The organism is Blattabacterium cuenoti (assembly GCF_014251955.1).
GTDB classification, from domain to species: domain Bacteria; phylum Bacteroidota; class Bacteroidia; order Flavobacteriales; family Blattabacteriaceae; genus Blattabacterium; species Blattabacterium cuenoti_L.
Window position 1 is genome coordinate 131,671 of sequence record NZ_CP059203.1, and the last position, 23,293, is coordinate 154,963.

The window sequence follows — 23,293 nt, forward strand, 5'->3', positions numbered from 1 at the left end:
ATATTAATTTGAACTTCAAAAATTATTAATTAAAATTATATTTTATGTTATATAGAATACAAACTATTTATTTACTTATGTCTATATTGATTTCTTCTTTTTCTTTACATTTTTATCCTTCTTTACAACAGAAAAAAGAAATTCAATATCCATATTCATTTATTGATAAAGTTATTTTTATTTTTTTAATTGTATGTTTAATTTTATCTATTTGTAGTTTTCTCTCTTTTAAGATGAGAAAACTACAAATAGTTCTTAACTCTATAAATATAGTTTTCAATAGTGCTACTTTTATATTGATTCTTTTTTTTTCATTTTATCATAAATCCTTTCTTGTTTTCAGAAAAACGAATCTTTTTCTTATCTTATTTTCTGTATGTATTTTCTATTTTTCTAATAGATCCATAAAAAAAGATATAAAGTTAATTAATTCTATAAATAGAATAAGATAAATAATTGAAGAGAAGAGAAGAACTTGAAACAATAATAAAATAAAAATGAAAAAAACTTCATTGATTAAAAAGTTTGAAGTTTTTGAAAAAGAATTTCATGAAATTTCAAATTCTATTATGCATACCAACATATTATCTAATCAATATAAAATATTATTAAAAAAGTATAAAAAACTGGAAAAAATAGTTAATATTTATAATAGTTACAAAGAAAAGTTAATTTCTCTTCAAGAAGCAAATTCTATTTTAGAGACCGACTCTGATCCTGAAATGAAGGAAATGGCTTATTTAGAAAAACATAAAATTTTAGAAGATTTATCTTTTCTTGAAAAGAAATCGCAAGATATTCTTTTTCCTATTTTTTCTTCTTCTACTACAGATACAGAAGAAAAAAAAACAGAAGATTATAGAAATGCAATTGTAGAATTACGTTCCGGAACAGGAGGAGATGAAGCATGTCTTTTTGTAGAAGATATATTACGAATGTACGTTCTTTATTTCAAACAAGTAGGTTGGAAATATGAAATTATACATGCTCATAAAGGAAGTACTAATAAAGGATATAAAGAAATTATCTTAGATGTCAGGGGGAAAAATGAAAGAAAAGAAGTTTATGGAAATCTAAAATTTGAATCTGGAGTCCATAGAGTACAAAGAATTCCAAAAACAGAATCTCAAGGAAGAGTTCATACATCTGCTATTACAGTGGCAGTTTTACCTGAAGTAGAAGATATAGATGTCAATCTCAATTGTTCTGATATAAAAAAAGAAACATTTCGATCTAGTGGAGCTGGAGGTCAACATGTTAATAAAACAGAATCTGCTGTCAGACTGACTCATATTCCAAGTAAAATAACAGTAGAATGTCAAGAAGGACGTTCACAACATAAAAACTTTGAAAAAGCAATGAATGTTTTACGATCACGTATTTACCAAAATGAAAAGGAAAAAAAATTAAAAGAACGATCCATAAAAAGAAAATGTTTGGTTTCTACAGGAGACCGTTCTGTAAAAATACGAACTTACAATTATCCTAAAAATAGAGTGACAGATCATAGAATTCATAAATCTATTTATGATCTTGTCGGATTTATGAACGGAAATATTCAAAAAATGATTGATCTTTTAAAATTAGATTTAGATGAAAATAATAAAATTCATAAATGATTGATTCTATGTTTACAGATTTTTTATAAAATAAATCTAATTAGATTTTTTAGAATTATAAAAATGAAATGTAAATGTATCTAAAAAATTTGTATGATATTCTCCTTTCAAAAAATCATCATTTTGCATGATCTGTTTATGAAAAGGAATGGTCGTACGAATTCCTTCGATAATAAATTCATCTAATGAACGACGCATTTTTTCAATAGTTTCTTTTCTAGTTTTTGCTGTAGTAATAATTTTTGCAATCATAGAATCATAATAATGTGTAACCCTGTATCCAGCATAAATATGTGTATCTATACGGACTCCTCTTCCTCCTGGAAAATGCATTTGAGTTATTTTTCCGGGCATGGAACGAAAATTTTTATCAGGTTCTTCTGCATTAATTCTACATTCTATTGAATGCATTTTTGGGTAATAATTCTTTCCAGAAAGTTTTTTTCCACTAGCTAAAAAAATTTGTTCTTGTATAAGATCTAACCCTGTTATTTCTTCCGTTATAGGATGTTCTACTTGAATTCTAGGATTCATCTCCATAAAATAAAAATTCTTATTTTTATCTACTAAAAATTCTACAGTTCCTACTCCTTCATAATGAATAAATTCAGCTGCTTTTACGGCTGTTTCTCCCATTTTTTTTCTTAAAGATGGAGTTAAAAATGGAGAAGGGGCTTCTTCCACAAGTTTTTGATTTCTTCTTTGAATAGAACAATCTCTTTCGGATAAATGACATATTTTTCCATATTGATCTCCAATTATTTGTATTTCTATATGTCTTGGATTAAAAATTAATTTTTCTATATACATTTCCTTTTTTCCAAAACATGCTAAAGACTCTTGTTTAGCTTTTTCCCAAGAATTTTTTAAACAATTTTTATCTAAAACAGATCGTATTCCTTTTCCTCCACCTCCAGAAACAGATTTAATTATAATGGGATATCCTATTTTTTCTGCAGTATTTTCTATTTCCTTATAAGAAGAAGATTCATCAAAAAAAGAATCAGATCCAGGTAAACAAGAAATTCCAGCTTTTTTCATAGTATTTTTAGCTGAAATTTTGTTTCCTATTTGAATCATATGATTGGGAAGTGGCCCTATAAACTTGATTCCATGTTTTTTGCACATAGATGAAAAATATGGATTTTCAGATAAAAATCCATATCCAGGATGAATAGCATCTGCATTTGTGATTTCAGCTGCAGATATTAAATTTGGAACATTTAAATACGATTGATATGGAGAAGGAGGCCCTATACATACTGCTTCATCCGCAAAATAAACATGAAGACTCTTTTTATCTGCTGTAGAATAAACAGCTACCGTTTTTATTCCCATTTCTTTAGCTGTTCGTAGAATACGTAAAGCTATTTCTCCTCTATTAGCAATTAATATTTTTTTAAACATAATTTTTAAACAAAAATTGTTTTTTGTATTTTATGAAATGAAAATTCAACAATTGTTATACTACTAACTTAACTATAATAGAGGATTTAATAGAAATAAAGGTTGATCATAATCAACTGGAGAAGCGTTTTCAACAAGAATTTTAACGATTTCCCCATCTACTTCAGATTCTATCTCATTGAATAATTTCATTGCTTCTATAACACAAACTTTTGTTCCTTTTTTGATTTTATCCCCTATTTTAACAAAAGTCTCTTGATCTGGATGAGGTTTACGATAAAATGTTCCAATCATAGGAGATTTAATTGTTAAATACTCATCTGATTCCTTTTGATTTTTTTTATTATTATAAAATCTATCTGAAAAATCAGAAATAGAAGGATGAATTTTATTTTTCTCATTTAAAGATGAGATTGGATTCAAAAATTTTTTTTGATTTTTTACCTGAATTTTAGTATTTCCTATTTGTATTTTGATTTCATGAATGTCAGATCCAGAAATAAATTCTATAAGGGATTGAATATCTTTTAAATTCATAAGAAAACCCAATCAAATGGATTATTTTTTTTTGAATAAAATTTTTCCTCTATAACAAAGTTCATCGTCATTATTCCAATAAGCATGATGATATAAATGTTTTTCTTTGGTTAAAGAACATTTTATTAATAAAGGTTCTTTTATTTTCAAATGAGTCCTTCTTTTATTTTTTCTAGATTTAGATTGTCTTCTTTTAGGATGTGCCATGTGATTTATTATTTTTTTTAAAAATTAAAATTTTATTCTCTATAATGCCAAAAATAATTTTTTTATCTTTATTTTTTGTATGAACTTTTTATTTTTTTATGATTCGTCAATTCACTAAACGGAATAAGGATTATTCTAAATGGTATAATGAAATTGTCATTAAATCTGGGTTAGCAGAATTTTCCGGAGTTCGTGGTTTTATGATTATTAAACCATATGGGATTTCTATATGGGAAATCATAAAAACAAAATTAGATAAAATGTTTAAAGAAACAGGACATAAAAATGTTTATTTTCCTTTACTAATTCCTAAATCTTTTTTTTCAAAAGAAAAACAACATATTAAAAGTTTTTCCAAAGAATGTGCAGTAGTTACGCATTGCAAATTGATAAAAAAAGAAAAAAATAAAAAAGAATTGGTGATAGATCCACAATCTAAATTACAAGAGGAATTAATTATACGACCTACTTCTGAAAGTATTATATGGAAAACTTATAAACGTTGGATTCAATCTTATAGAGATCTTCCGATTCTTTTAAATCAATGGGGAAATGCTGTTAGATGGGAAATGCGAACTCGTTTATTTTTAAGAACTTCTGAATTTTTATGGCAAGAAGGACATACAGCTCATTCTACTAAAAATGAAGCGATAGAAGAAACGAAAAAAATATTAAATATTTACACCCGTTTTTTAGAAAATTTTATGGCTATTCCTGTTTTACAAGGGGTTAAACCCTATATGGACAAATTTTCTGGATCTGAAACCACATATTGTCTTGAAGCTCTTATGCAAGATGGAAAAGCTTTGCAAATAGGAACTTCTCATTTTCTTGGTCAAAACTTCTCAAAAGCTTTTGATGTTAAATTTACCAATATTAATGGAAAAAAAGAACATGTGTGGTCCACATCTTGGGGAATTTCTACAAGATTAATAGGAGGATTAATTATGTCGCATTCTGACGATCGTGGGTTAGTTATTCCTCCAAAAATAGCTCCTATTCAAACTGTTATAATTCCTATCTACAAAAACAGAAAAGAATTAAATCAAATTAGTGAAATTACAGAAAAAATTAAAAATATACTTGAAAAACAAGGAATCAGTGTTCAATATGATGACAGAGATATTTTTACTCCTGGTTGGAAATTTAATGAATACGAAATGAAAGGAATTCCCATAAGAATTAGTATTGGATCATATGAAATAAAACATGAAAAAGCAGAAGTTTTTAGAAGAGATACATACGAAAAAATGGATGTTTCTTGGAATTGTTTAAAAAAATTTATTCCAGAACTCCTTGAAAAAATACAAAATAATATTTATCAAAAAGCTTTACAAAGAACAAATAAAGGGACTCTAACATTAGATCATTATGATGATTTTAAAAAAAAAATCAATGAAACTGGAGGTTTTATTCTCGCTCATTGGGATGGAACAATAAATACAGTGAAAAAAATTCAAGAAGAAACAGAAGCAACTATACGTTGCATTCCAATTCACATTCAAAACAATGTGAATGTGAAAGAAACAGGAAAATGTATTTATTCTGGAAAAACTTCTAATCAACGTGTGATTTTTGCAAAATCTTACTAAACTTTTGTAGTAGTATGAATAATATGAATAAATTAAATCACGTTTAATTGCCCTTTGAAATTTTCTATAGAAAAATAGTTTTTTTTTCGTAAAATGGAAATAAATTCTTTTTTCAGTCTATCAAACACTTGAATCCCTTCTTGAAAAAACTGTGTTCCTACTTGAACAGCAGAAGCTCCACATAAGATATGTTCAAAAACATCTTTTCCGGAACAAATACCCCCACATCCAATTATAGAAATATCTTTTCTAAGATAAATGTAAAACTTACGAATATTAGCTAATGCAAATGGTTTTATAATACTTCCTCCTATTCCTCCAAATCCTTTTTTTGGATGGATGACTGTTGTTTCATGATTTATATCAATAAAAAGACCATTTGGTAAACTATTAATGCAAGTCACAAAACAAATAGGGAATTGATTTAAAATAAAAGCCATTTTTTTTATATGAAAATCTTCAAAATAAGGAGGTAATTTGACTCCTAAAGGTTTTTTATAAAATTTAAATAAATTATCTAGAAAATCAGAAGTTTTATAAAAATCATATCCTAATAATCCTTGATCTTTTTTTTCAATAAGATTTGGACAAGATAAGTTTAATTCTATCGCATTAATATTTGGAGAAAGATTTGCTTTACGGATAAGTTGATAATTTTCTTCTATAGAAAGTCCTGATATAGACAAAAAAAAAGGTTTTTTAGGTTTTTTTTTTTCTAAAAAATTTAAATAAAAATCTATACCAAGATTTGGTAATCCCATAGAATTAATACTCCCCATATTCCATTTAAAATATCTTGGTTCCAAATTTCCTTCTCTTGGAATCATTGTACAGCTTTTTGTGACCACTGCTCCAGAAGAACTCATCATAATTTCAGAAAGTTCTTTTTCCGTACAACAAAGAACCCCTGATGCGTTCATAATGCAAGAGGTGAGTTTGATTCCATTAATATTAGAAGAAATATCTATTTTTTTCATATTCTAAATAGAAATTGTTAATAAATATACGAATTCCAAAAGGATAAAATTTTTAACTTTACAAATACAGGTTTTTTATGATGCTATGGAAGAAAAAGAACAGTTTTTTTTAAAAATTTACAATTTAGGAATTATTAAGTTTGGTGATTTTACTTTAAAAAGTGGAATAATTTCTCCTATATATATCGATTTTCGTCCAATTGCTTCTAGACCAGATTTATTGATTAAATTATCTGATTTACTTCTTCATGAAGTCCCATATCATACATTTGAACTAATTTGTGGAGTTCCATATGCCGCTTTACCTATAGCAACTACTTTATCGTTAAGATCAAATATTCCTTTGATCATTAAAAGAAAAGAAAATAAAGGTTATGGAACAAAACGAATGATAGAAGGTATTTACAAAAAAGGACAAAATTGTCTTCTTATAGAAGATGTGATTACTAGTGGAGATAGTTTATTAAAAACTATCATAGATATTGAAAAAGAAGGATTGATCATAAAAAATATTCTATCTATTCTTGATCGTGAACAAGGTGGAATCGAAAATATAAAAAAAAAAGGATATCACATACGAACTCTGTTTTGTATCGGAGAAGTTTTAAAAATGCTAGAGAAAAAACATCTTTTAAAAAAAAAAGAAATACATATCATTCAATTTTTTCAAAAAAATAATTTTAAAAACTTCCAAGAAAAACGTATTTCTTATGAAGAAAAAAAAGAAAAAATTTCTCATCCTATAGGAAAAAAACTTCTTGATATAACATTAAAAAAAAAAACTAATTTAATCGTTTCAGCAGATTTAATCTATACGACACACATTTTAAAATTGGTAAATTCTATTGGAGATAAAATTTGTGGATTGAAACTTCATGTAGATATTATTAATGATTTTTCTCTTTCATTCATAACATCTCTTAAAAAGATTTCTATAGAAAAGAAATTTTTATTATTTGAAGATAGAAAATTCTGTGACGTTGGTCCAACAAATTCCCTTCAACTACATCATGGGATACACAAAATTTCTTCATGGGCGGATATTATTACTGTACATGTCATTGCGGGAAGTGCAAGTATACAAAATTTGAATGTTCCTTCTAATATGGGATTAATTACTGTATCTGAAATGTCTTCTTATGGAAGATTATTTGATGATAATTATATCAGAAAAGCATTAAATATTTCTTTAAAAAATACAAAAGTAATTGGAACTGTGGCGCAAAGAAAAGTCGATGATCGATTATTATTGTTTACTCCTGGAATCCATTTTTCTGAATCAAAAAAAAATAATAAAGGAAATATATACATTCATCCTAACCAAGCTTTTGAGAAAAATAAAAGCGATTTTATCATAGTTGGAAAAGCAATTTATCAATCAAATAATCCAAAAATAGCAGCAGAAAAATATAGAAATGCAGGATGGAAAGCTTATGAAAAAGGACTTTAAAAAAAACAGATATTATTCAATTAAAAAAAATACATCAAAGTTTTTTTTTGAGAAAAAATTAATGATACTGATTGTATTTTTGTTTAATTTGTTGTATAGATAGAACTTTGTATTTTTTTTATCTTTATCATCAAAAAAAACTCTCATGTTATAAATTGAGTGAAAAAAAAATTTTTGAATAAATTTTGAATATGGAATGGATCAATTCATTAATCAGTTGTTTTATGATTCTTTTTAGCATTATAGATATACTAGGAAATGCTCCTATTATTATGGGATTCAAATCCAAAGGAAACATCATAGAAACTAAAAAAGTAATAGTGACTTCTCTTGTAATTTTTTTATCTTTTTTATTCTTAGGACAACCTATGCTAAAAATTATTGGAGTTGATATTAACTCCTTTTCTGTTGCAGGATCTATCGTATTGTTTCTAATAGGATTAGAAATGATATTAGGAATAGATATTCATAAAGTAACAGAAAACGCACAAACTTCCATTGTTCCAATAGCTTTTCCACTGATAGCTGGACCAGGATCTTTAACTACTTTAATTTCATTAAGAACAACTTATAATGTCTATATCATTCTTTTATCTCTTATTCTCAACATGATAGTCGTTTATTTTGTGATAGATAGATGTGATTTTATAGCAAAAAAAATAGGAAATAACGGTTTGGATGTGTTAAAAAAAATATTTGGAATTATTTTATTGGCATTTGCCGTAAAAATTTTTGGAGCTAATGCAGGTCAATTATTCCAACAACAAGGATTATAATAAAATAATGATCTAATAAAAAAAAATAAAGTAGAAGATTATTATTATTTCAATTCTGTTTCTGTCATTTTTTCTTCTAGTATTTCATAAAATATTTTTTTTATAGATTGATTTATATCTTGAAATTTTGGTAAAAAAATTCCTATATAAACAAAAAGAATCTGATAAATTTTATTGATATGGATATATTCCATTTTCCTTTCTAAAATAGATTTGTTTAAAAAAAATGAAGCTCTTAATAAACGTTTTATTCTATTTCTATGAACAGCTTTTTTAAACTTTTTTTTTTAACTAAAGTTCCAATTAAATTTATTTTTTTTATTCCTTTAAAATTCGTTTTTTTTTCATCAGATAAAAGCACAAAAGCGGAAATAGGAAATTCTGAAAAATACTGACCGTATTTAATTATTGTTGTATAATACACATCTTTTTTATTTTTCATTCTTAATAAATTCTTCTAATTTAGATACCATTTCTACCGGACCACAAATAAACGGGGTTCTCTGATGTAAATTGATTGGTTTTATATCTAAAATACGTTTTTTCCCATCAGATGCTTTTCCACCAGCTTGTTCTGTTAAAAATGCTATAGGATTACATTCGTAAAGCAATCTCAATTTTCCACAAGGAAAATGAACTGTTTTAGGATAAATGTATATTCCTCCTTGTATCATGTTTCTATGAAAATCTCCTACTAAAGATCCAATATATCGTGCTGTATAAGGATAAGGACGCCTTTTCTCTTGACAATATCTTATATAATTTCTAATTCCTTCAGGAAATCTAGCATAATTTCCTTCATTTATAGAATAAATTTTTTCCCTTTTAGGAAAATGAAGATTAGGATGGGATAAATAAAAAGTTCCAACAGAAGGATCCAAAGTAAATCCATGGACTCCATTTCCTGTAGTATATACTAAAATTGTAGAAGATCCATAAATAATATATCCTGCAAGAATTTGTTTATTTCCTTTTTGCAAAAAATCTTCTATTGTTAACTCCATTTGAATAGGAGTCTTTCTAATGTAAACTGAAAATATAGTCCCTATCGGAATATTTACATCTATATTAGAAGATCCATCAAGTGGATCTATTAAAACAACATATTTATTTTGAAATATATTCTCTTTTTCTCCTTTTATAACTATAAAATCTTTACTTTCTTCCGAAGCTATTCCACAAACCACATTTCTACTTTTAAATGACTCAATGAAAGCTCTATGTGCAAAATGATCCAATTTTTGTTGGGGTTCTCCTTGTATATTCGTAAAACCAGAACTACCTATAATCTCTTCTGTCAATCCTGCTTTATTGATTTCCTTATTAATAGATTTAGAAGCTAACTTAATAGAACTAAATAATCGTAATAAGGCCTCTGTGGAATATAAAAATTTATCCCTATTTTCTATAATAAATTCTCCTAATGTATACATGATGATGTAAATCAATAATAATAAAAAAAAATAAATAATAAATCCAACATATTGTGTATGAAATCATAAAAAACAAAACAATTGTTATGTTTCCTTTTCTTATTCTTATTCTTTCTTCTGTCTGATAAGAAGATAAAAAATCAAAATTTTTTGTAGTCAATAAAAACTAAATCAATCGCACATTATGAATTTTATATATTTTTAATAATTTTATCATCTTATTAATTGATGAAAATCATACAAATATTATTAATATTATTATGGAGAGCATGGTTTTTTATAATAAATATTTTTTTAATTCCACTATGGGCTGGCGCATCTATTCCATTTCTTTTTAAAGAAAAATATTATCCAATCGCATATTGGTTTCACCAAATGTGGGCTAGAAGTAATTTGTTTCTCATGGGTTTATGGTATGTATTAGAAAAAGATGAAGAAGTATTAGATAAAAATAAACAATACGTGATTATTAGTAATCATACTTCTATTATGGATATTATGTTGATTTACTCTTTAATGAAAAATCATCCTTTAGTTTTTGTAGGAAAAGCAGAATTAGCCAAACTTCCTTTTTTCGGATTTGTTTATAAAAAAAGTAATATATTAATCAATAGAAATAGTTTATCCAGTTGCATTCAAGTATTTAAAAAAATACAGGAAAAAGTAGATTCTGGAAAAAGTGTTTGTATTTTTCCAGAAGGTGGTGTTCCTAATCCATCTATTTTTTTAGGTCATTTTAAAAGTGGAGCATTTTTTATTGCTATAAAAAAAAAAATATCTATTATTCCATTTACTATAGCTGATATCAAAACAAAATTTCCTAGTTATTCTTTCATAAAAGGGTCTCCTGGAAAAATAAGAATTAAACAACATTATTCTATTTCAACAAAAAATTTATCTTTAAAAGATAAAAATCTTTTAAAAGAAAAATGTTTCAATTTAATTAAAAATCAATTGAAAAAATTTGAACGTGAAAAAATAAAAATAAATCAATAATGATTTTTTATCATAAGAAGAAAAAAACAATTCATATTTACACTGACGGATCTTCTAAAGGAAATCCTGGTCCTGGTGGATATGCCATTTTTATAGAAATGGTTGGAACTTCTTATAGAAAAGTGATTTCTGAAGGATTTCGATATACTACTAATAACAGAATGGAACTCTTAGCAGTAATAGTTGGATTAGAAAAAGTTACAAAAAAAAAACAAGATATAATTGTATTTACAGACTCTAAATATATAGTAAATCCTATTCAAAACAATTGGATTTCCAAATGGAAAAAAAATAATTTTTATAAAAAAAAAAATGTAGATTTATGGACTAGATTTTTGGAAATATTTTCCAAACATTTTATTATATTTCAATGGATTAAATCTCATAACAATCACTATATTAATGATTATTGTGATCAGTTATCTGTGATAGCTTCAAAAAATAAAAATCTAAAAATAGATTATGTATATGAACAACAAAAAAATATCAACTAGTAGTAGTTTTTTTTCATACTAATAGTAGTTTAGTAGAAGAGGATTATTGAGTTGTTCTTTGTCTAATAACTTCATAAATAATAATAGACATGGCATGACTGACATTCAAAGAATCTATATGACCAAACATAGGAATAGTTATAATTTTATGAGCTTTTTTTAACCAAAAATCCGATACTCCTTTGTTTTCAGAACCTAAAATAATTGCTAAATTCGAAGAAAATTGGGTTGTATATAATTTGATGGATTTTTTTTGATGAAATCCTGCAACTACGATTTCTATTTTTTTTTCTTTTAACCAAGAAAAAATTGATTTTGGTTCTTCTATAAAAATTTTTGTTGTAAAAATACTTCCTAAACTAGACCTAATTACATTAGAATTAAAAATATATGTTTTTATATTGCATAATATAATAAAATGAACTCCTGCAGCCTCTGCTATTCTTAAGATAGCTCCTAAATTTCCAGGTTTTTCTATTCCATCTAATATAATAATAAATGGATGATTAGGAATTTTTATCATATTTTTCAATTTTTTTTCAGTAGAATGATTTTTAAATAAAGCAACAATCCCACCTGTATTTTTTCTATAAACTAATTTTTTAAATATTCTTTTGCTGATGAAAAAAACAACATTTCTAAACGATTTAATTATATTGTATTGATGAAATATTTTTTTATATATAAATATTTTTATAGGAAGGTATTTCCCTTTTACAGCCATTTCAAATTCTTTAACTCCTTCTACAAGGAACGTTTCCATAGAATTAGTTTTATAAATTTTTATAAAATTTTTAATGGCTATATTTCGTAAACTATATATTTTTTTCATTTTTAATGAAAATATTTGATATGATGAATTATAATAATCATATTTGTCAATATGATAGAGATTATATGAACATAGCCATGGTATGGTCTCAATTTTCTTATTGTAAAAAAAAAAAGTAGGGGCTATTATAGTTAAAAATCATCGTATTATATCTGATGGATATAACGGAACTCCAAGTGGATTTGATAATATATGTGAAGATAAAAACGGAGAAACAAAATGGTATGTTTTACATGCAGAAGCAAATGCCATATTAAAAATGGCCTCCTCTTCAAAATCTTGCAAAGGAGCTTCTTTATACATAACACATGCTCCCTGTAAAGAATGTAGTAAATTAATTCATCAATCTAAAATTAAAAGAGTTGTATATTTATATACAACAACAAAAAATGATGGATTGAATTTTTTGAAAAAATCTAAAATAGTTATAGAACAACTCATTTTTTAATGAGTTAAAATAACTCAGTTTTTTTGATTTTAATGATTATTTATTGAATTGAATTTCAAACAAAAAAAATATATTTTTTTTCAGTTTTTCATTATTCAAAAATGGACCAATTAACTTCTTTTTTGAAAAGAACCCAGGTGGCGAAATAGGTATACGCGCTGAACTCAAAATTCAGTGATTTTTATCATGCGGGTTCGAATCCCGCTCTGGGTATTTTTTTTATGAAAAAAATATAATTAAAATAAAAAATATCTTTGGAAAAGCGGCAAAATCTCTTATGGATTAGAGAAAATTTTCTCTCCATCTATTTATTATAATAATAATCCATCTATAGAAGAAACATTCTCGTTTTTTGGATCCACTTTTAAATACGTAGTTTCTCCATTTAAGATCATATCTTTTTTAGATAGACATCCTTTTATTATTTGAATTTTCTTCTTTCTTTCATTTTTTTCATCAATGAATCCATTTTTTATTCCAATATTTGCCTTTTCAATTTCATATGGATTTCCTAAACTAAACGGATTTTATCTCCTTTTGTAGAGACATACATTTTTGCATAAGATTCTCTATCTATTTTTTTCATTTTCATCTCGCATTTTTTTTTTTTTCCTTAAAATCCATAAATTTAATGTAACTTCTTTTGTTTCTCCTGGATCAAAACGAACAGACCTTCCTGAAGGAAATATCTAAGTTTAGAGTTCCATTTCTATAAAAATGAAGTGAAGTGCAAGATTGGTTTCATGAAAAACAGAATTGGAAACCACTCTTTCTATAAGAAGATCTACCAGGGGATAAAACAATATCATATCCTATCTATAATAATATCGTATTCTCCTGGAATCATAGAATTTTTATTATTTTTTTTTGTTTTTTCTATTCTTTCAAAGAATTATATTTATTATATAATTGAACTATAAATTGAATCTCAATTGTAAATTCATATACATTTTTATAATAATTCTGTTTTCATCTTGTAATAAAGATTTTTACAAAAAAAAAAATTACACTTATTATGATGCAGTAGCTTATCCTTTTATTATTGATAATAGACATTCTTCAAAAAATTTCAATAAAAGAATTCGTTTTTTAGTTTTACATTATACTGCAGAAAATTTTGAATCCTCTATAAAGACTTTAACAGAAAAAGAAAAAAAAGTGAGTTCTCATTATCTAATTCCAGAGACTCCTATAAATGGGGAAAGAAAAATATTTTTATTAGTTAGTGAAAATTTAAGTGCTTGGCATGCTGGAAAGAGTTATTGGCAAAATAGAACAAATTTAAATGATACTTCTATTGGGATTGAAATGGTCTATTTAGGATATAGATATGAAAATGGGCTTCATAAACGACGAATATGGATTCCGTTTACAAATTATCAAATTAATATTTTGATTCATCTAGCGAATGATATTATTCATAGATATGATATTCAACCAACAGCTATTGTTGGACATTCTGATATTTCTCCTGGAAGAAAAATGGATCCTGGTCCATTATTTCCTTGGAATAAGTTAGCGAATCATGGAATTGGAGCTTGGTTTGATAAAGAAAAAGTTGAAAAAATAAAAAAAAGAATTCATAATAAGAACATTAATATTTTATCTATGCAAAAAAAACTAAAAAAATATGGATATAAAATTAAAGAAACTGGAAAACTTGATATTCAAACAAAAAAAGTTTTATCTGCTTTTCAAATACATTTTAGACCAAATAATTATTCTGGAGAACCAGACGAAGAAACAATCGCTATATTAAATAATTTAATAGAAAAATACTTTTTTTTAAAAAAATAAAATATATTGTTTATTCCATAATAAAAAACATAATAAAAAGAACACTTCCTCTATAAATTATCATTATTTTTGTGTCCTCATTTATCTTTAATGGTGGTAAAATTTTTAAAAAAAAATTAATCTAAAAAATGCAAGTTTTAAAATTTGGGGGAAGTTCCGTCGCTCATTCTGATTCCATAAAACGTATTTGTTCTTTCTTAGAGAAGAAACCAAAAGGAAGGTATGCTATCGTTGTCTCTGCATTAGGAAATATTACCGATCAATTAATTCAATGTGGTCAATTAGCTTCTGAAAGGAAAAACATTTATAAAAATATTCTAGAAGAAATAGAAATTCGTCATCTTAATATTATAAGAGAGTTGTTTCCAATAACTGATCAAAGTTATTTAATCAGTTGGATAAAAAAAAATATTAATGATTTAGAAAGTTTATGTGATGGAATTTTTCAAGTGGAAGAACTTTCAAAACGTTCTTTAGATAAAATAATGAGTTTTGGAGAACTTAGTTCTTCTTTTCTTATTGCAGAAAAATTAAAACAGTCTGGATTAGATGCTATTTGTAAAGACAGTAGAGATTTAATTATCACCGATTCTCAATTTGGATGTGCACAAGTTGATTTTATTACTAGTAATCATCATATTATTCAATTTTTTCGTGAAAAAACATCAAAATATATTGTTTTACCGGGTTTCATAGGTTCTACTTTAGAAAATGAAACAACGACTCTAGGAAGAGGGGGGTCTGATTATACTGCATCTATTTTAGCTGCGGCAATATCTGCCAATATACTTGAAATTTGGACAGATGTAAGTGGAATGATGACAGCTAATCCAAAAATAGTCAATCAATCTTTTCCTATTAAAGAAATTTCTTATGAGGAGGCAATGGAATTATCCCATTTTGGAGCAAAAGTTATTTATCCCCCAACGATACAACCTGCTATGAAAAAACACATTCCCATACAAATTAAAAATACTTTCTCTCCTTTAGATCCGGGAACCTTAATTTATGTAAGAAAAAAAACAAATATCAGTCAACCTGTTACAGGTATTTCTGGAATTCAGAACTTAGCTTTATTAACTCTTGAAGGAAGTGGAATGGTCGGGGTCCCAGGTTATTCCAAACGTTTATTTGAAGCTTTGTCACGTGAAAAAATAAATGTAATTTTTATCACACAAAGTTCTTCAGAACATTCAATTACTACAGGAATACATGAAATGGACATTATCAAAGCAAAAATTGTAATAGATAGTGAATTTGCTCAAGAAATACATCAAAAATGTATTGATCCATTAAAAATAGAAAAAGATCTTTGTATTATTGCCGTAGTAGGAGATAACATGAAAAATCTTCATGGAACAAGTGGAAAAATGTTTTCTTCTTTAGGAAGAAATAGTATTAATGTTAGAGCTATAGCACAAGGCTCTACGGAAAAAAATATATCAGCAGTTATTCAGAAATACGATTTTAAAAAAGCTTTAAATACTTTACATGAAGTCTTTTTTGAAAGTCCTCCAAAGCAAATTAATCTTTTCATTTGTGGAGTTGGAAAAGTAGGAAGTAAATTACTTGAACAAATTGACCAACAAAAGAATTATTTACTTGAAGAATTAAAACTTCAAGTTAGAGTGATTGGATTAGCCAATAGTAAAAAAATGTATTTTAACGAAAATGGAATCAATTTATGTCAATATATTGATCATTTAAATAAAAATGGTCACAAAATGAATATTTCCGATTTTATGGAAAAAGTATGGAAATTTAATCTAAGAAATAGTTTATTTGTAGATAATACAGCGAGTGAAAAAATGGCTATGACTTATGAAAAATTCTTGAAAAATGGAATTGGTGTTATTACTTGTAATAAAATAGCTTGTTCTTCTGATTATGATCATTATAAAAAATTAAAAACTCTTTCTAGACATTTTAAAGCTCCATTTTTTTTTGAAACAAATGTAGGAGCAAGTCTTCCTGTGATTAGCACTCTTAATGATCTTATAAATAGTGGAGATAAAATTAATAAGATAGAAGCTGTATTATCTGGAAGTTTAAATTTCATTTTTAATCATTTTATTGGAAAAAAATCCTTTTTAGAAGTGGTCAAAGAAGCACAACATAAAGGATATACAGAACCGGATCCTAGAATAGATTTGATTGGATTAGATGTAATGCGAAAAATATTGATTTTAGCAAGAGAATGTGGAGCCCCTTTAGAATTATTTGATATTCAACAACAATCATTTCTTCCTCCAAGTTGCTCAAATGCAATTTCTATAGAAAATTTTTATCAAGAATTACATCAACACAGAGATTATTTTTTCAATATAAGAAAAAAAGCAGAAAAAGAAAAAAAACGCTTGCGTTTCATAGCTCGTTATGAAAAGAGAATTGCTTCTGTAGGTTTAGAATCGGTTCAACAAAACCACCCATTTTATCAATTGGAAGGAAAAGATAATATGGTTTTATATAATACATATCGTTATTCTGAACAACCTCTGATTATAAAAGGTGCTGGAGCTGGATCAGAAGTAACTGCATCTGGAGTATTTTCTGATATTATTAAAGCGACTAAGTAAAAATTATGAATATGAAGGGGATTAAAATTTTTTCACCAGCCACTGTCGCGAATTTATCTTGTGGTTTTGATGTTATTGGATTAGCTTTAGAAATTCCAGTAGATGAAATTTTCTTATACAAATCAAATAATCCAGGAATACGTATCAATAAAATAATACATGGAACTTCTTTTTCATTACCTAATGATCCAAAAAAAAACGTTGTTTTTGTTGCTTTACAGTCTTTATTAAAAAAGTATCAACAACAACAAAAATTTGATAGAGAAAAAAAAATAGGATTTGAAATAGAATTAATTAAAAATATACATCCAGGCAGTGGAATAGGTTCTAGTGCGGCTAGTGCTGCTGGGATTGTTTTTGGAGCTAATATTTTATTAGGAAAACCATTTAGTACAATGCAATTGATTCGTTTTGCTATGGAAGGAGAACGTTTAGCAAGTGGAACTGCTCATGCGGATAATGTTGCTCCTGCTATTATGGGAGGAGTAACATTAGTAAGAAGTTATAAACCATTAGATATTACACGATTACATACTCCTAATGAATTATGGATTAGTATTATCCATCCTCAAATTGAAATAAAAACATCGGATGCTAGAGAAATATTAAAACAAAAAATATTGATGACGGATGCAATACGACAGTGGGGAAATATTGGAGCATTAGTTGCAGGATTATATCAAGAAAATTATGAATTGATTAGTAGATCTCTAGAAGATGTTATTGTAGAACCGATTCGTGCTATGTTGATTCCAGCTTTTTATGAATTAAAAATAAGATGTAAAGAAATAGGGGCTTTAGGTGGAGGAATATCTGGATCTGGGCCTTCTGTTTTTATGTTAAGCAAAGGAAATCATACTGCAAAAGCAGTTACTCAGGTCATGAATCATGTTTATTCTCCATTAAAAGTTGATTATAAAACTTATACTTCTCCTATCAATAAACAAGGAGTAAAATGGGATGAAATTTTTTAATGATTCAATTAAAATAAAAAATAAGAAAAAAACATTCAATAAAAAAAGAAAATTTTTTTTATGTTATATCACAGTTTAGAAAACCATAAAAAACTCGTTTCTTTTGAACACGCGGTTTTAAAAGGATTAGCTCCAGATGGTAGTTTATATTTTCCAGAAAAAATTCCTATACTAAAACGTAAGTTTATTCAAAATTTGATAAAATATGATATCTATACCCTTGCAATGGAAATCATCGCTCCTTATCTTGGAAAAGATATTCCTGAAGAATCTATTTATAGTATCATTTATAATACTTTAAATTTTTCTTTTCCACTACAAAGAATTCATGAAAATATCTATGTTTTAGAACTTTTTCATGGACCTACTTTATCGTTCAAAGACGTAGGAGCAAAATTTATGGCAGAATGTTTAAGTTATTTTTCTAAAAAAATAGAAAAACAAGTGACTGTTTTGGTAGCAACCTCTGGAGATACTGGAGGAGCTGTAGCAAAAGGATTTCACAAAAAATCTGGAATAGAAGTTATTATATTATATCCATATAAAGGAGTAAGTTCTCTACAAGAAAAACAGATTACTTCTTTAGGAGATAATATATACGCTTTAGAAATAAAAGGAGATTTTGATGATTGCCAAAATATGGTAAAAAAAGCTTTTTTGGACAAAGAAATTCTGAAAAAATATATATTGACTTCTGCAAATTCTATTAACATAGCAAGATGGCTTCCTCAAATGTTTTATTATTTTTTAGCTTATAGACAAATAGAAGAGGAAAATAAAGAATTAATTTTTTCAGTTCCTAGTGGAAATTTTGGAAATATTTGTGCAGGAATGATGTCTGAAAAAATGGGATTACCTGTAAAGTATTTTATAGCTTCTACAAATAAAAATGATACAATTCCTAGGTTTTTAAAGACTGAAAAATATCATCCCATTTCAGTTCAAAGAACAATATCAAATGCAATGGATATATCCAATCCAAGTAATTTTTCTCGTATATGGTATTTATATAAAAAAAATATGTTTCAATTACGTAAAAAATTATCCTCTTATAGATTTACAGATGAGGAAACGCTAGCTATTATAGAAATGGTTTGGAAAGAACACAAATATATCTTAGAACCGCATGGAGCCATTGGATATTTAGGTCTTAGACAGTATTTGAAAAAAATAAAGGATCCTTTTTTAGGAACTATGGCAGTTTTTTTAGAAACGGCTCATCCTATTAAATTTATAGATCATCTACCACTTTTTTTACGAGAAGAGATTTCTGTTCCTGAACAAGGAAAAATACTTTTAAGTTCAAATTCAAAAAAAATAAAAACAATTCAAATACCCAATGATTATAATATTTTAAAAAACTGGTTAATAGAAAGACAAAGACATCAATAAAATAAAATAATTTTTTTTTCAAAAAATTATTTAAATAGCAATATCTCCTTTAATGTGAGGAAAGGGATTGTAATTTTTTAATTCAAAGTCTTCAAAACGAAATTCAAAAATATTTTTTACTGAAGGATTTAAAATCATCTTAGGTAAGGATCTTGGGCCCCGTTGCATTTGTAATTTAACTTGTTCTATATGATTATTATAGATATGCGCATCTCCTATAGTATGAATTAATTCTCTCGCTTTCAAATTGAGTACTTGAGATATCATTGTAAGTAATAAGGCATAAGAAGCAATATTAAAAGGTAATCCAAGAAAGATATCTGCACTTCTTTGATACAATTGTAACGATAATTGTTTTTTTTCAAATACATAAAATTGAAAAAGCAAATGACAAGGTGGTAATCTCATATCTTGAATCATTCCTACATTCCAAGAAGAAACAATTAAACGTCGTGAATGTGGATTCAACTTGATTTCTTGTAAAACATTCTCTATTTGATCTATAAAAGAACCATTATAAGTAGGCCATTTTCTCCATTGAAATCCATAAATAGGTCCCAGGTCTCCATTTTCATTTGCCCATTCATTCCAAATAGATACTCTATTTTTTTTTAAATAACGTATATTCGTATTTCCTTTCAAAAACCATAACAACTCATAAATAATAGACCTGATACTTAATTTTTTAGTAGTTAAAAGAGGAAATCCTTTTTCTAAATCAAATCTCATTTGATATCCAAATATACTTCTTGTCCCTATCCCAGTACGATCCATTTTTTTTATTCCATTTTTTAATACGTATTTTAATAAACTTAAATATTGTATCATAAAATCTTAATTTTTCATAAGAAAATTTTTTCTTAGAAGTATTTTTGTATTTAAAAAAATAAACAATAACTATGAATCAAAAAGTACTCTTCTTTTCTACAAGAAGCGGATTAAAACTCTCAGAGAGTATAGCTGATCATTATGGTAATTTTTTAGGAAAAATTCGTTTTTTGGAATTTAGTGATGGAGAATATACTCCTTGTTTTGAACAATCTGTTCGTGGATCACGAGTATTTTTGATTGGATCTACTTTTCCTCCAGTGGACAATTTAATGGAATTACTTTTAATGTGTGATGCAGCTCGTAGAGCTTCTGCTCAGAATATAACACTTGTAATTCCATATTTTGGATGGGCAAGACAGGATCACAAAGATAGACCTAGAACTCCTATTGCATCAAAATTGGTAGCTAATCTTATGGTTGCATCAGGTGCAACCCGAGTGATGACTATGGATTTACATGCAGATCAAATTCAAGGATTTTTCGATATTCCTGTAGATCATTTATATGCATCTAGAATCTTTATTGATTATATTAAAAAATTGAACATGGATCAATTAACTATTGCTTCTCCAGACATGGGAGGAGCAAAAAGAGCTAGGAGTTATGCCGGGTATTTAGGAACAGACGTTGTCATTTGTTATAAGGAGAGAAAAAAAGCAAATGAAATAGAGTTTATGAATCTTATTGGAAATGTCAAAGAAAAAAATATCATACTTATAGATGATATGGTGGACACAGCTGGAACTTTAACAGAAGCAGCTAATTTAATCAAAAAACAAGGAGCTAAAAGTGTGCGTGCAATAGCAACTCATCCAGTATTATCTGGAAATTCATATGAAAAAATAAAAAAATCAGTTCTTGAAGAATTGGTTGTAACTGATACTATTCCTATCAAAAAAACTGACAATAATAAAATTAAAGTTTTATCTTGTGCATCTCTATTTGCAGAAGTTATGCAATCTGTACACAATGATGAATCAATAAGCAGTAAATTTATAATTTAATTTTCCAAAAAAATAATCAAAAATATATTACTAAACTAACAAAATATACATATGATGCATCAATATGTCAATATATATGGAAAAAAAAGAAGAATAGGAAAAAAAGCGATACACACTATTCGACTTTCTGGAGGAATTCCTTGTGTTTTATATGGAAAAAATGTAAATATTCCATTTTGGACTTCATTAGAAAAAAATCTAAAAAAATTGGTCTATACATCGGAAGTCTGTTGGGTTTCTATTCAAATAGAAGGATATGATAAAAATATCAATGCAGTTCAAAAAGAAATTCAATTTGATCCTATTAGTGAAAAAATATTACATGTTGATTTTTGTCAAATAGAAGAATCTAAACCGATCACATTGGAAATACCTGTAAAAACTTTTGGAAGACCTATTGGTGTTTCTAAAGGAGGAGAATATCATTCTCCGATTAGAACCCTAAAAGTGAAAGCTATTCCTTCTTATTTTCCAAAATATATAAATTTAGATATCAGTAAATTAGATATAGGAGATAAAATAAAAGTTAAAGATTTGTCTCTTACAAAAGAGTATACCATTTTACATCCTTTAAATACTCTTTTAGCAAGAGTGAACTCATCTCGTGCAATTATTAAAGAAAAAGAAACTCAAGAAGAAAAAGAAATTAAAACTCAAGAAAAAGAAAATAGAAAAATAAAGAAATAATATTCTTATAATAATCAAAAATAAAAATAAGATGAAAGATCTTACTTGTTTTTGTTTAGAAGATATAAATTTTATGAAAATAGCTTTAGAAGAAGCTTTTTCCGCTTTTCATCAAAATGAAGTTCCCATAGGAGCTGCTATCATATACGAAAATACAGTTATAGCTAGAGCTCATAATTTGACTGAAACATTCAGAGATATAACTGCACATGCAGAAATGTTGGTGATTAATTTAGCATCTAATTATTTAGGAAAAAAGTATATACGAGAATGCACTTTATATGTTACTGTAGAACCATGTATTATGTGTGCAGGAGCATTATTTTGGTCTCAAATTGGAAGAGTCGTATGTGGGACAAATAATTATAAAAGAGGATTTTTATATACAGGGATAAAATTGCATCCTAGAACTCAATTTTTATCTGGAATTATGAAAAAAAAATGTAGAAATCTTATGCATCAGTTTTTTCTTTTAAAAAGAAAAAATCATCCATAAAACATACAAATTATGATCAAGATTTTTTGCTTATTTTTAATTTAATGAAAATAGGTAAAGTTGTAGTCAATATAATCAGTAAAATGATCCATTCCAGATGATTTTTTAATTCAGGAAAAGTTTTATCTAGATAATGTCCAGCTAGCATGATAGAAAAAGTCCAAGACAATGCTCCAATAATATTGTAAATCATAAATTTTTTAAAATCAACACGAATAGCTCCTGCGACTATAGGAGCAAAAGTTCGAAACATTGGAAGAAAACGGCTTATGATCAGTGCAGTGGTTTTATATTTATTATAAAATAATTTTGCGATAATCAGATGTTTTTTTTTAAAGAAAAAAGAATCTTTTTTTCTGTATAATAAATTTCCAGATTTATATCCTAACCAGTATCCTTGCATATTTCCAAGAATAGCAACACATGCAACAATTAAAATAATTACAAAAAATGGAACATTATAAAAATTTTTACATAAATCTTTTCCGAAGATTCCAGCAGTGAATAGTAAAGAATCTCCGGGTAAGAAAAAACCTATAAAAAAGCCTGTTTCTGCAAAAACAATTGCTAAAAGAATAAATAACGCTGTGTTCCCAAAATAGAAAAAAATCCATCTAGGATTAAACAAATGCTGAAAAAAATCCCAAAAATCTGACATTTTATTATATTGTGTCCGAATATGATATTCTAACAAAAGGTAAAAGTAAAATAAATGCTTAAAATATTTATTTTTACACAAAAAAAATTATTTATCATCAATATGGAGTA

24 protein-coding genes, 1 tRNA gene and 1 pseudogene are annotated in these 23,293 nt (G+C 26.5%); 16 read left to right on the forward strand and 10 right to left on the reverse strand.

Annotation, left to right across the window (positions count from 1 at the left end; translation table 11 throughout):
• The first annotated feature begins 77 nt into the window (after window positions 1-77).
• Window positions 78-452, forward strand: a complete 375-nt coding sequence (locus H0H53_RS00595) for a DUF4293 family protein (protein WP_238784284.1) — start codon at window positions 78-80, stop codon at window positions 450-452.
• Between the two features lie 45 nt (window positions 453-497).
• Window positions 498-1,619: a peptide chain release factor 1 gene (gene prfA / locus H0H53_RS00600; RefSeq protein ID WP_185870604.1), complete on the forward strand. Its 1,122-nt coding sequence runs from the start codon at window positions 498-500 to the stop codon at window positions 1,617-1,619.
• Between the two features lie 36 nt (window positions 1,620-1,655).
• On the opposite strand, the gene accC is transcribed toward prfA, so the two are convergent.
• The 3 genes from accC to rpmF all read right to left on the reverse strand — a co-directional run bounded on the left by accC (window position 1,656) and on the right by rpmF (window position 3,770).
• On the reverse strand, window positions 1,656-3,026 hold the full coding sequence (gene accC, locus H0H53_RS00605; RefSeq protein ID WP_185870605.1) for an acetyl-CoA carboxylase biotin carboxylase subunit: 1,371 nt from the start codon (window positions 3,024-3,026) through the stop codon (window positions 1,656-1,658).
• 72 nt (window positions 3,027-3,098) lie between these two features.
• Complete coding sequence (gene accB / locus H0H53_RS00610) at window positions 3,099-3,563, reverse strand: acetyl-CoA carboxylase biotin carboxyl carrier protein (RefSeq protein WP_185870606.1); 465 nt, start codon at window positions 3,561-3,563, stop codon at window positions 3,099-3,101.
• 21 nt (window positions 3,564-3,584) lie between these two features.
• The gene (gene rpmF / locus H0H53_RS00615) at window positions 3,585-3,770 is read right to left on the reverse strand and encodes a 50S ribosomal protein L32 (protein ID WP_185870607.1); all 186 of its coding nucleotides are present in this window, start codon (window positions 3,768-3,770) and stop codon (window positions 3,585-3,587) included.
• Window positions 3,771-3,868: 98 nt separating this feature from the next.
• Here rpmF and proS point away from each other — a divergent pair, with 98 nt between their 5' ends.
• Window positions 3,869-5,362: a proline--tRNA ligase gene (gene proS / locus H0H53_RS00620; RefSeq protein WP_185870608.1), complete on the forward strand. Its 1,494-nt coding sequence runs from the start codon at window positions 3,869-3,871 to the stop codon at window positions 5,360-5,362.
• Window positions 5,363-5,394: 32 nt separating this feature from the next.
• On the opposite strand, the gene H0H53_RS00625 is transcribed toward proS, so the two are convergent.
• Complete coding sequence (locus tag H0H53_RS00625) at window positions 5,395-6,339, reverse strand: dihydroorotate oxidase (protein WP_185870609.1); 945 nt, start codon at window positions 6,337-6,339, stop codon at window positions 5,395-5,397.
• An 85-nt stretch (window positions 6,340-6,424) separates the two neighbouring features.
• On the opposite strand from H0H53_RS00625, the gene pyrF reads away from it, so the two are divergent.
• Together pyrF and H0H53_RS00635 are read left to right on the forward strand one after the other, a co-directional pair.
• A complete protein-coding gene (gene pyrF / locus H0H53_RS00630) occupies window positions 6,425-7,789 on the forward strand; it encodes an orotidine-5'-phosphate decarboxylase (protein WP_185870610.1) in 1,365 nt (454 codons plus the stop codon).
• A 191-nt stretch (window positions 7,790-7,980) separates the two neighbouring features.
• Entirely contained in the window at window positions 7,981-8,565 is a 585-nt protein-coding gene (locus tag H0H53_RS00635) for a MarC family protein (RefSeq protein ID WP_185870766.1), read from the forward strand.
• Window positions 8,566-8,609: 44 nt separating this feature from the next.
• Here H0H53_RS00635 and H0H53_RS03055 read toward each other — a convergent pair whose 3' ends face one another.
• Genes H0H53_RS03055 through fbp form a run of 3 tightly spaced genes read right to left on the reverse strand, consistent with a single transcriptional unit; the run spans window position 8,610 to window position 9,998 of the window.
• Window positions 8,610-8,759 carry a hypothetical protein gene (locus tag H0H53_RS03055; RefSeq protein WP_238784278.1) on the reverse strand — a complete coding sequence of 50 codons (150 nt, stop codon included), beginning with the start codon at window positions 8,757-8,759 and terminating at the stop codon, window positions 8,610-8,612.
• A 53-nt stretch (window positions 8,760-8,812) separates the two neighbouring features.
• Window positions 8,813-9,007, reverse strand: a complete 195-nt coding sequence (locus H0H53_RS00645; RefSeq protein ID WP_185870611.1) for a hypothetical protein — start codon at window positions 9,005-9,007, stop codon at window positions 8,813-8,815.
• The gene (fbp, locus tag H0H53_RS00650) at window positions 8,997-9,998 is read right to left on the reverse strand and encodes a class 1 fructose-bisphosphatase (protein WP_185870612.1); all 1,002 of its coding nucleotides are present in this window, start codon (window positions 9,996-9,998) and stop codon (window positions 8,997-8,999) included. The genes H0H53_RS00645 and fbp overlap by 11 nt, the downstream gene beginning before the upstream one ends.
• Window positions 9,999-10,226: 228 nt before the next feature.
• Between fbp and H0H53_RS00655 the strand changes: the two genes are divergently transcribed.
• Both H0H53_RS00655 and H0H53_RS00660 read left to right on the forward strand, forming a co-directional pair.
• On the forward strand, window positions 10,227-10,994 hold the full coding sequence (locus tag H0H53_RS00655) for a lysophospholipid acyltransferase family protein (RefSeq protein ID WP_185870613.1): 768 nt from the start codon (window positions 10,227-10,229) through the stop codon (window positions 10,992-10,994).
• Window positions 10,994-11,488, forward strand: a complete 495-nt coding sequence (locus H0H53_RS00660; protein WP_185870614.1) for a ribonuclease HI — start codon at window positions 10,994-10,996, stop codon at window positions 11,486-11,488. Before H0H53_RS00655 ends, H0H53_RS00660 begins: the two co-directional genes overlap by 1 nt.
• 43 nt (window positions 11,489-11,531) lie before the next feature.
• On the opposite strand, the gene H0H53_RS00665 is transcribed toward H0H53_RS00660, so the two are convergent.
• Entirely contained in the window at window positions 11,532-12,320 is a 789-nt protein-coding gene (locus H0H53_RS00665; protein WP_185870615.1) for an RNA methyltransferase, read from the reverse strand.
• A 23-nt stretch (window positions 12,321-12,343) separates the two neighbouring features.
• Here H0H53_RS00665 and H0H53_RS00670 point away from each other — a divergent pair.
• The 6 genes and pseudogenes from H0H53_RS00670 to thrC all read left to right on the forward strand — a co-directional run bounded on the left by H0H53_RS00670 (window position 12,344) and on the right by thrC (window position 19,507).
• Window positions 12,344-12,768, forward strand: a pseudogene (locus tag H0H53_RS00670) (deoxycytidylate deaminase).
• Window positions 12,769-12,899: 131 nt separating this feature from the next.
• Window positions 12,900-12,981: transfer RNA gene (locus H0H53_RS00675), tRNA-Leu, on the forward strand.
• Between the two features lie 708 nt (window positions 12,982-13,689).
• Window positions 13,690-14,565 carry an N-acetylmuramoyl-L-alanine amidase gene (locus H0H53_RS00680; protein ID WP_202983701.1) on the forward strand — a complete coding sequence of 292 codons (876 nt, stop codon included), beginning with the start codon at window positions 13,690-13,692 and terminating at the stop codon, window positions 14,563-14,565.
• A gap of 128 nt (window positions 14,566-14,693) precedes the next feature.
• Entirely contained in the window at window positions 14,694-17,141 is a 2,448-nt protein-coding gene (gene thrA, locus H0H53_RS00685) for a bifunctional aspartate kinase/homoserine dehydrogenase I (RefSeq protein ID WP_185870616.1), read from the forward strand.
• Window positions 17,142-17,152: 11 nt separating this feature from the next.
• The gene (locus H0H53_RS00690; RefSeq protein ID WP_185870617.1) at window positions 17,153-18,115 is read left to right on the forward strand and encodes a homoserine kinase; all 963 of its coding nucleotides are present in this window, start codon (window positions 17,153-17,155) and stop codon (window positions 18,113-18,115) included.
• A gap of 60 nt (window positions 18,116-18,175) precedes the next feature.
• A complete protein-coding gene (thrC, locus tag H0H53_RS00695) occupies window positions 18,176-19,507 on the forward strand; it encodes a threonine synthase (RefSeq protein WP_185870618.1) in 1,332 nt (443 codons plus the stop codon).
• A gap of 30 nt (window positions 19,508-19,537) precedes the next feature.
• Here the strand turns inward: thrC and H0H53_RS00700 are convergent, their stop codons facing one another.
• On the reverse strand, window positions 19,538-20,335 hold the full coding sequence (locus H0H53_RS00700; protein ID WP_185870619.1) for a thymidylate synthase: 798 nt from the start codon (window positions 20,333-20,335) through the stop codon (window positions 19,538-19,540).
• A 71-nt stretch (window positions 20,336-20,406) separates the two neighbouring features.
• Here H0H53_RS00700 and H0H53_RS00705 point away from each other — a divergent pair, with 71 nt between their 5' ends.
• The 3 genes from H0H53_RS00705 (at window position 20,407) to H0H53_RS00715 (ending at window position 22,525) form a co-directional block, all read left to right on the forward strand.
• Entirely contained in the window at window positions 20,407-21,342 is a 936-nt protein-coding gene (locus tag H0H53_RS00705) for a ribose-phosphate diphosphokinase (RefSeq protein ID WP_185870620.1), read from the forward strand.
• 51 nt (window positions 21,343-21,393) lie between these two features.
• A complete protein-coding gene (locus H0H53_RS00710) occupies window positions 21,394-22,029 on the forward strand; it encodes a 50S ribosomal protein L25 (protein ID WP_317168599.1) in 636 nt (211 codons plus the stop codon).
• Between the two features lie 73 nt (window positions 22,030-22,102).
• On the forward strand, window positions 22,103-22,525 hold the full coding sequence (locus H0H53_RS00715) for a nucleoside deaminase (RefSeq protein WP_185870769.1): 423 nt from the start codon (window positions 22,103-22,105) through the stop codon (window positions 22,523-22,525).
• A gap of 16 nt (window positions 22,526-22,541) precedes the next feature.
• On the opposite strand, the gene H0H53_RS00720 is transcribed toward H0H53_RS00715, so the two are convergent.
• Entirely contained in the window at window positions 22,542-23,183 is a 642-nt protein-coding gene (locus H0H53_RS00720; protein ID WP_185870621.1) for a DedA family protein, read from the reverse strand.
• Between the last annotated feature and the right edge of the window lie 110 nt (window positions 23,184-23,293).

Excerpts from the sequence above, each read along its gene's own strand:
- H0H53_RS00595 (WP_238784284.1), top strand. The coding sequence starts at position 78 with ATGTCTATATTGATTTCTTCTTTTTCTTTACATTTTTATCCTTCTTTA.
- prfA (WP_185870604.1), top strand. The coding sequence starts at position 498 with ATGAAAAAAACTTCATTGATTAAAAAGTTTGAAGTTTTTGAAAAAGAA.
- accC (WP_185870605.1), bottom strand. The coding sequence starts at position 3,026 with ATGTTTAAAAAAATATTAATTGCTAATAGAGGAGAAATAGCTTTACGT.
- accB (WP_185870606.1), bottom strand. The coding sequence starts at position 3,563 with ATGAATTTAAAAGATATTCAATCCCTTATAGAATTTATTTCTGGATCT.
- rpmF (WP_185870607.1), bottom strand. The coding sequence starts at position 3,770 with ATGGCACATCCTAAAAGAAGACAATCTAAATCTAGAAAAAATAAAAGA.
- proS (WP_185870608.1), top strand. The coding sequence starts at position 3,869 with ATGATTCGTCAATTCACTAAACGGAATAAGGATTATTCTAAATGGTAT.
- H0H53_RS00625 (WP_185870609.1), bottom strand. The coding sequence starts at position 6,339 with ATGAAAAAAATAGATATTTCTTCTAATATTAATGGAATCAAACTCACC.
- pyrF (WP_185870610.1), top strand. The coding sequence starts at position 6,425 with ATGGAAGAAAAAGAACAGTTTTTTTTAAAAATTTACAATTTAGGAATT.
- H0H53_RS00635 (WP_185870766.1), top strand. The coding sequence starts at position 7,981 with ATGGAATGGATCAATTCATTAATCAGTTGTTTTATGATTCTTTTTAGC.
- H0H53_RS03055 (WP_238784278.1), bottom strand. The coding sequence starts at position 8,759 with ATGGAATATATCCATATCAATAAAATTTATCAGATTCTTTTTGTTTAT.
- H0H53_RS00645 (WP_185870611.1), bottom strand. The coding sequence starts at position 9,007 with ATGAAAAATAAAAAAGATGTGTATTATACAACAATAATTAAATACGGT.
- fbp (WP_185870612.1), bottom strand. The coding sequence starts at position 9,998 with ATGTATACATTAGGAGAATTTATTATAGAAAATAGGGATAAATTTTTA.
- H0H53_RS00655 (WP_185870613.1), top strand. The coding sequence starts at position 10,227 with ATGAAAATCATACAAATATTATTAATATTATTATGGAGAGCATGGTTT.
- H0H53_RS00660 (WP_185870614.1), top strand. The coding sequence starts at position 10,994 with ATGATTTTTTATCATAAGAAGAAAAAAACAATTCATATTTACACTGAC.
- H0H53_RS00665 (WP_185870615.1), bottom strand. The coding sequence starts at position 12,320 with ATGAAAAAAATATATAGTTTACGAAATATAGCCATTAAAAATTTTATA.
- thrA (WP_185870616.1), top strand. The coding sequence starts at position 14,694 with ATGCAAGTTTTAAAATTTGGGGGAAGTTCCGTCGCTCATTCTGATTCC.
- H0H53_RS00690 (WP_185870617.1), top strand. The coding sequence starts at position 17,153 with ATGAAGGGGATTAAAATTTTTTCACCAGCCACTGTCGCGAATTTATCT.
- thrC (WP_185870618.1), top strand. The coding sequence starts at position 18,176 with ATGTTATATCACAGTTTAGAAAACCATAAAAAACTCGTTTCTTTTGAA.
- H0H53_RS00700 (WP_185870619.1), bottom strand. The coding sequence starts at position 20,335 with ATGATACAATATTTAAGTTTATTAAAATACGTATTAAAAAATGGAATA.
- H0H53_RS00705 (WP_185870620.1), top strand. The coding sequence starts at position 20,407 with ATGAATCAAAAAGTACTCTTCTTTTCTACAAGAAGCGGATTAAAACTC.
- H0H53_RS00710 (WP_317168599.1), top strand. The coding sequence starts at position 21,394 with ATGATGCATCAATATGTCAATATATATGGAAAAAAAAGAAGAATAGGA.
- H0H53_RS00715 (WP_185870769.1), top strand. The coding sequence starts at position 22,103 with ATGAAAATAGCTTTAGAAGAAGCTTTTTCCGCTTTTCATCAAAATGAA.
- H0H53_RS00720 (WP_185870621.1), bottom strand. The coding sequence starts at position 23,183 with ATGTCAGATTTTTGGGATTTTTTTCAGCATTTGTTTAATCCTAGATGG.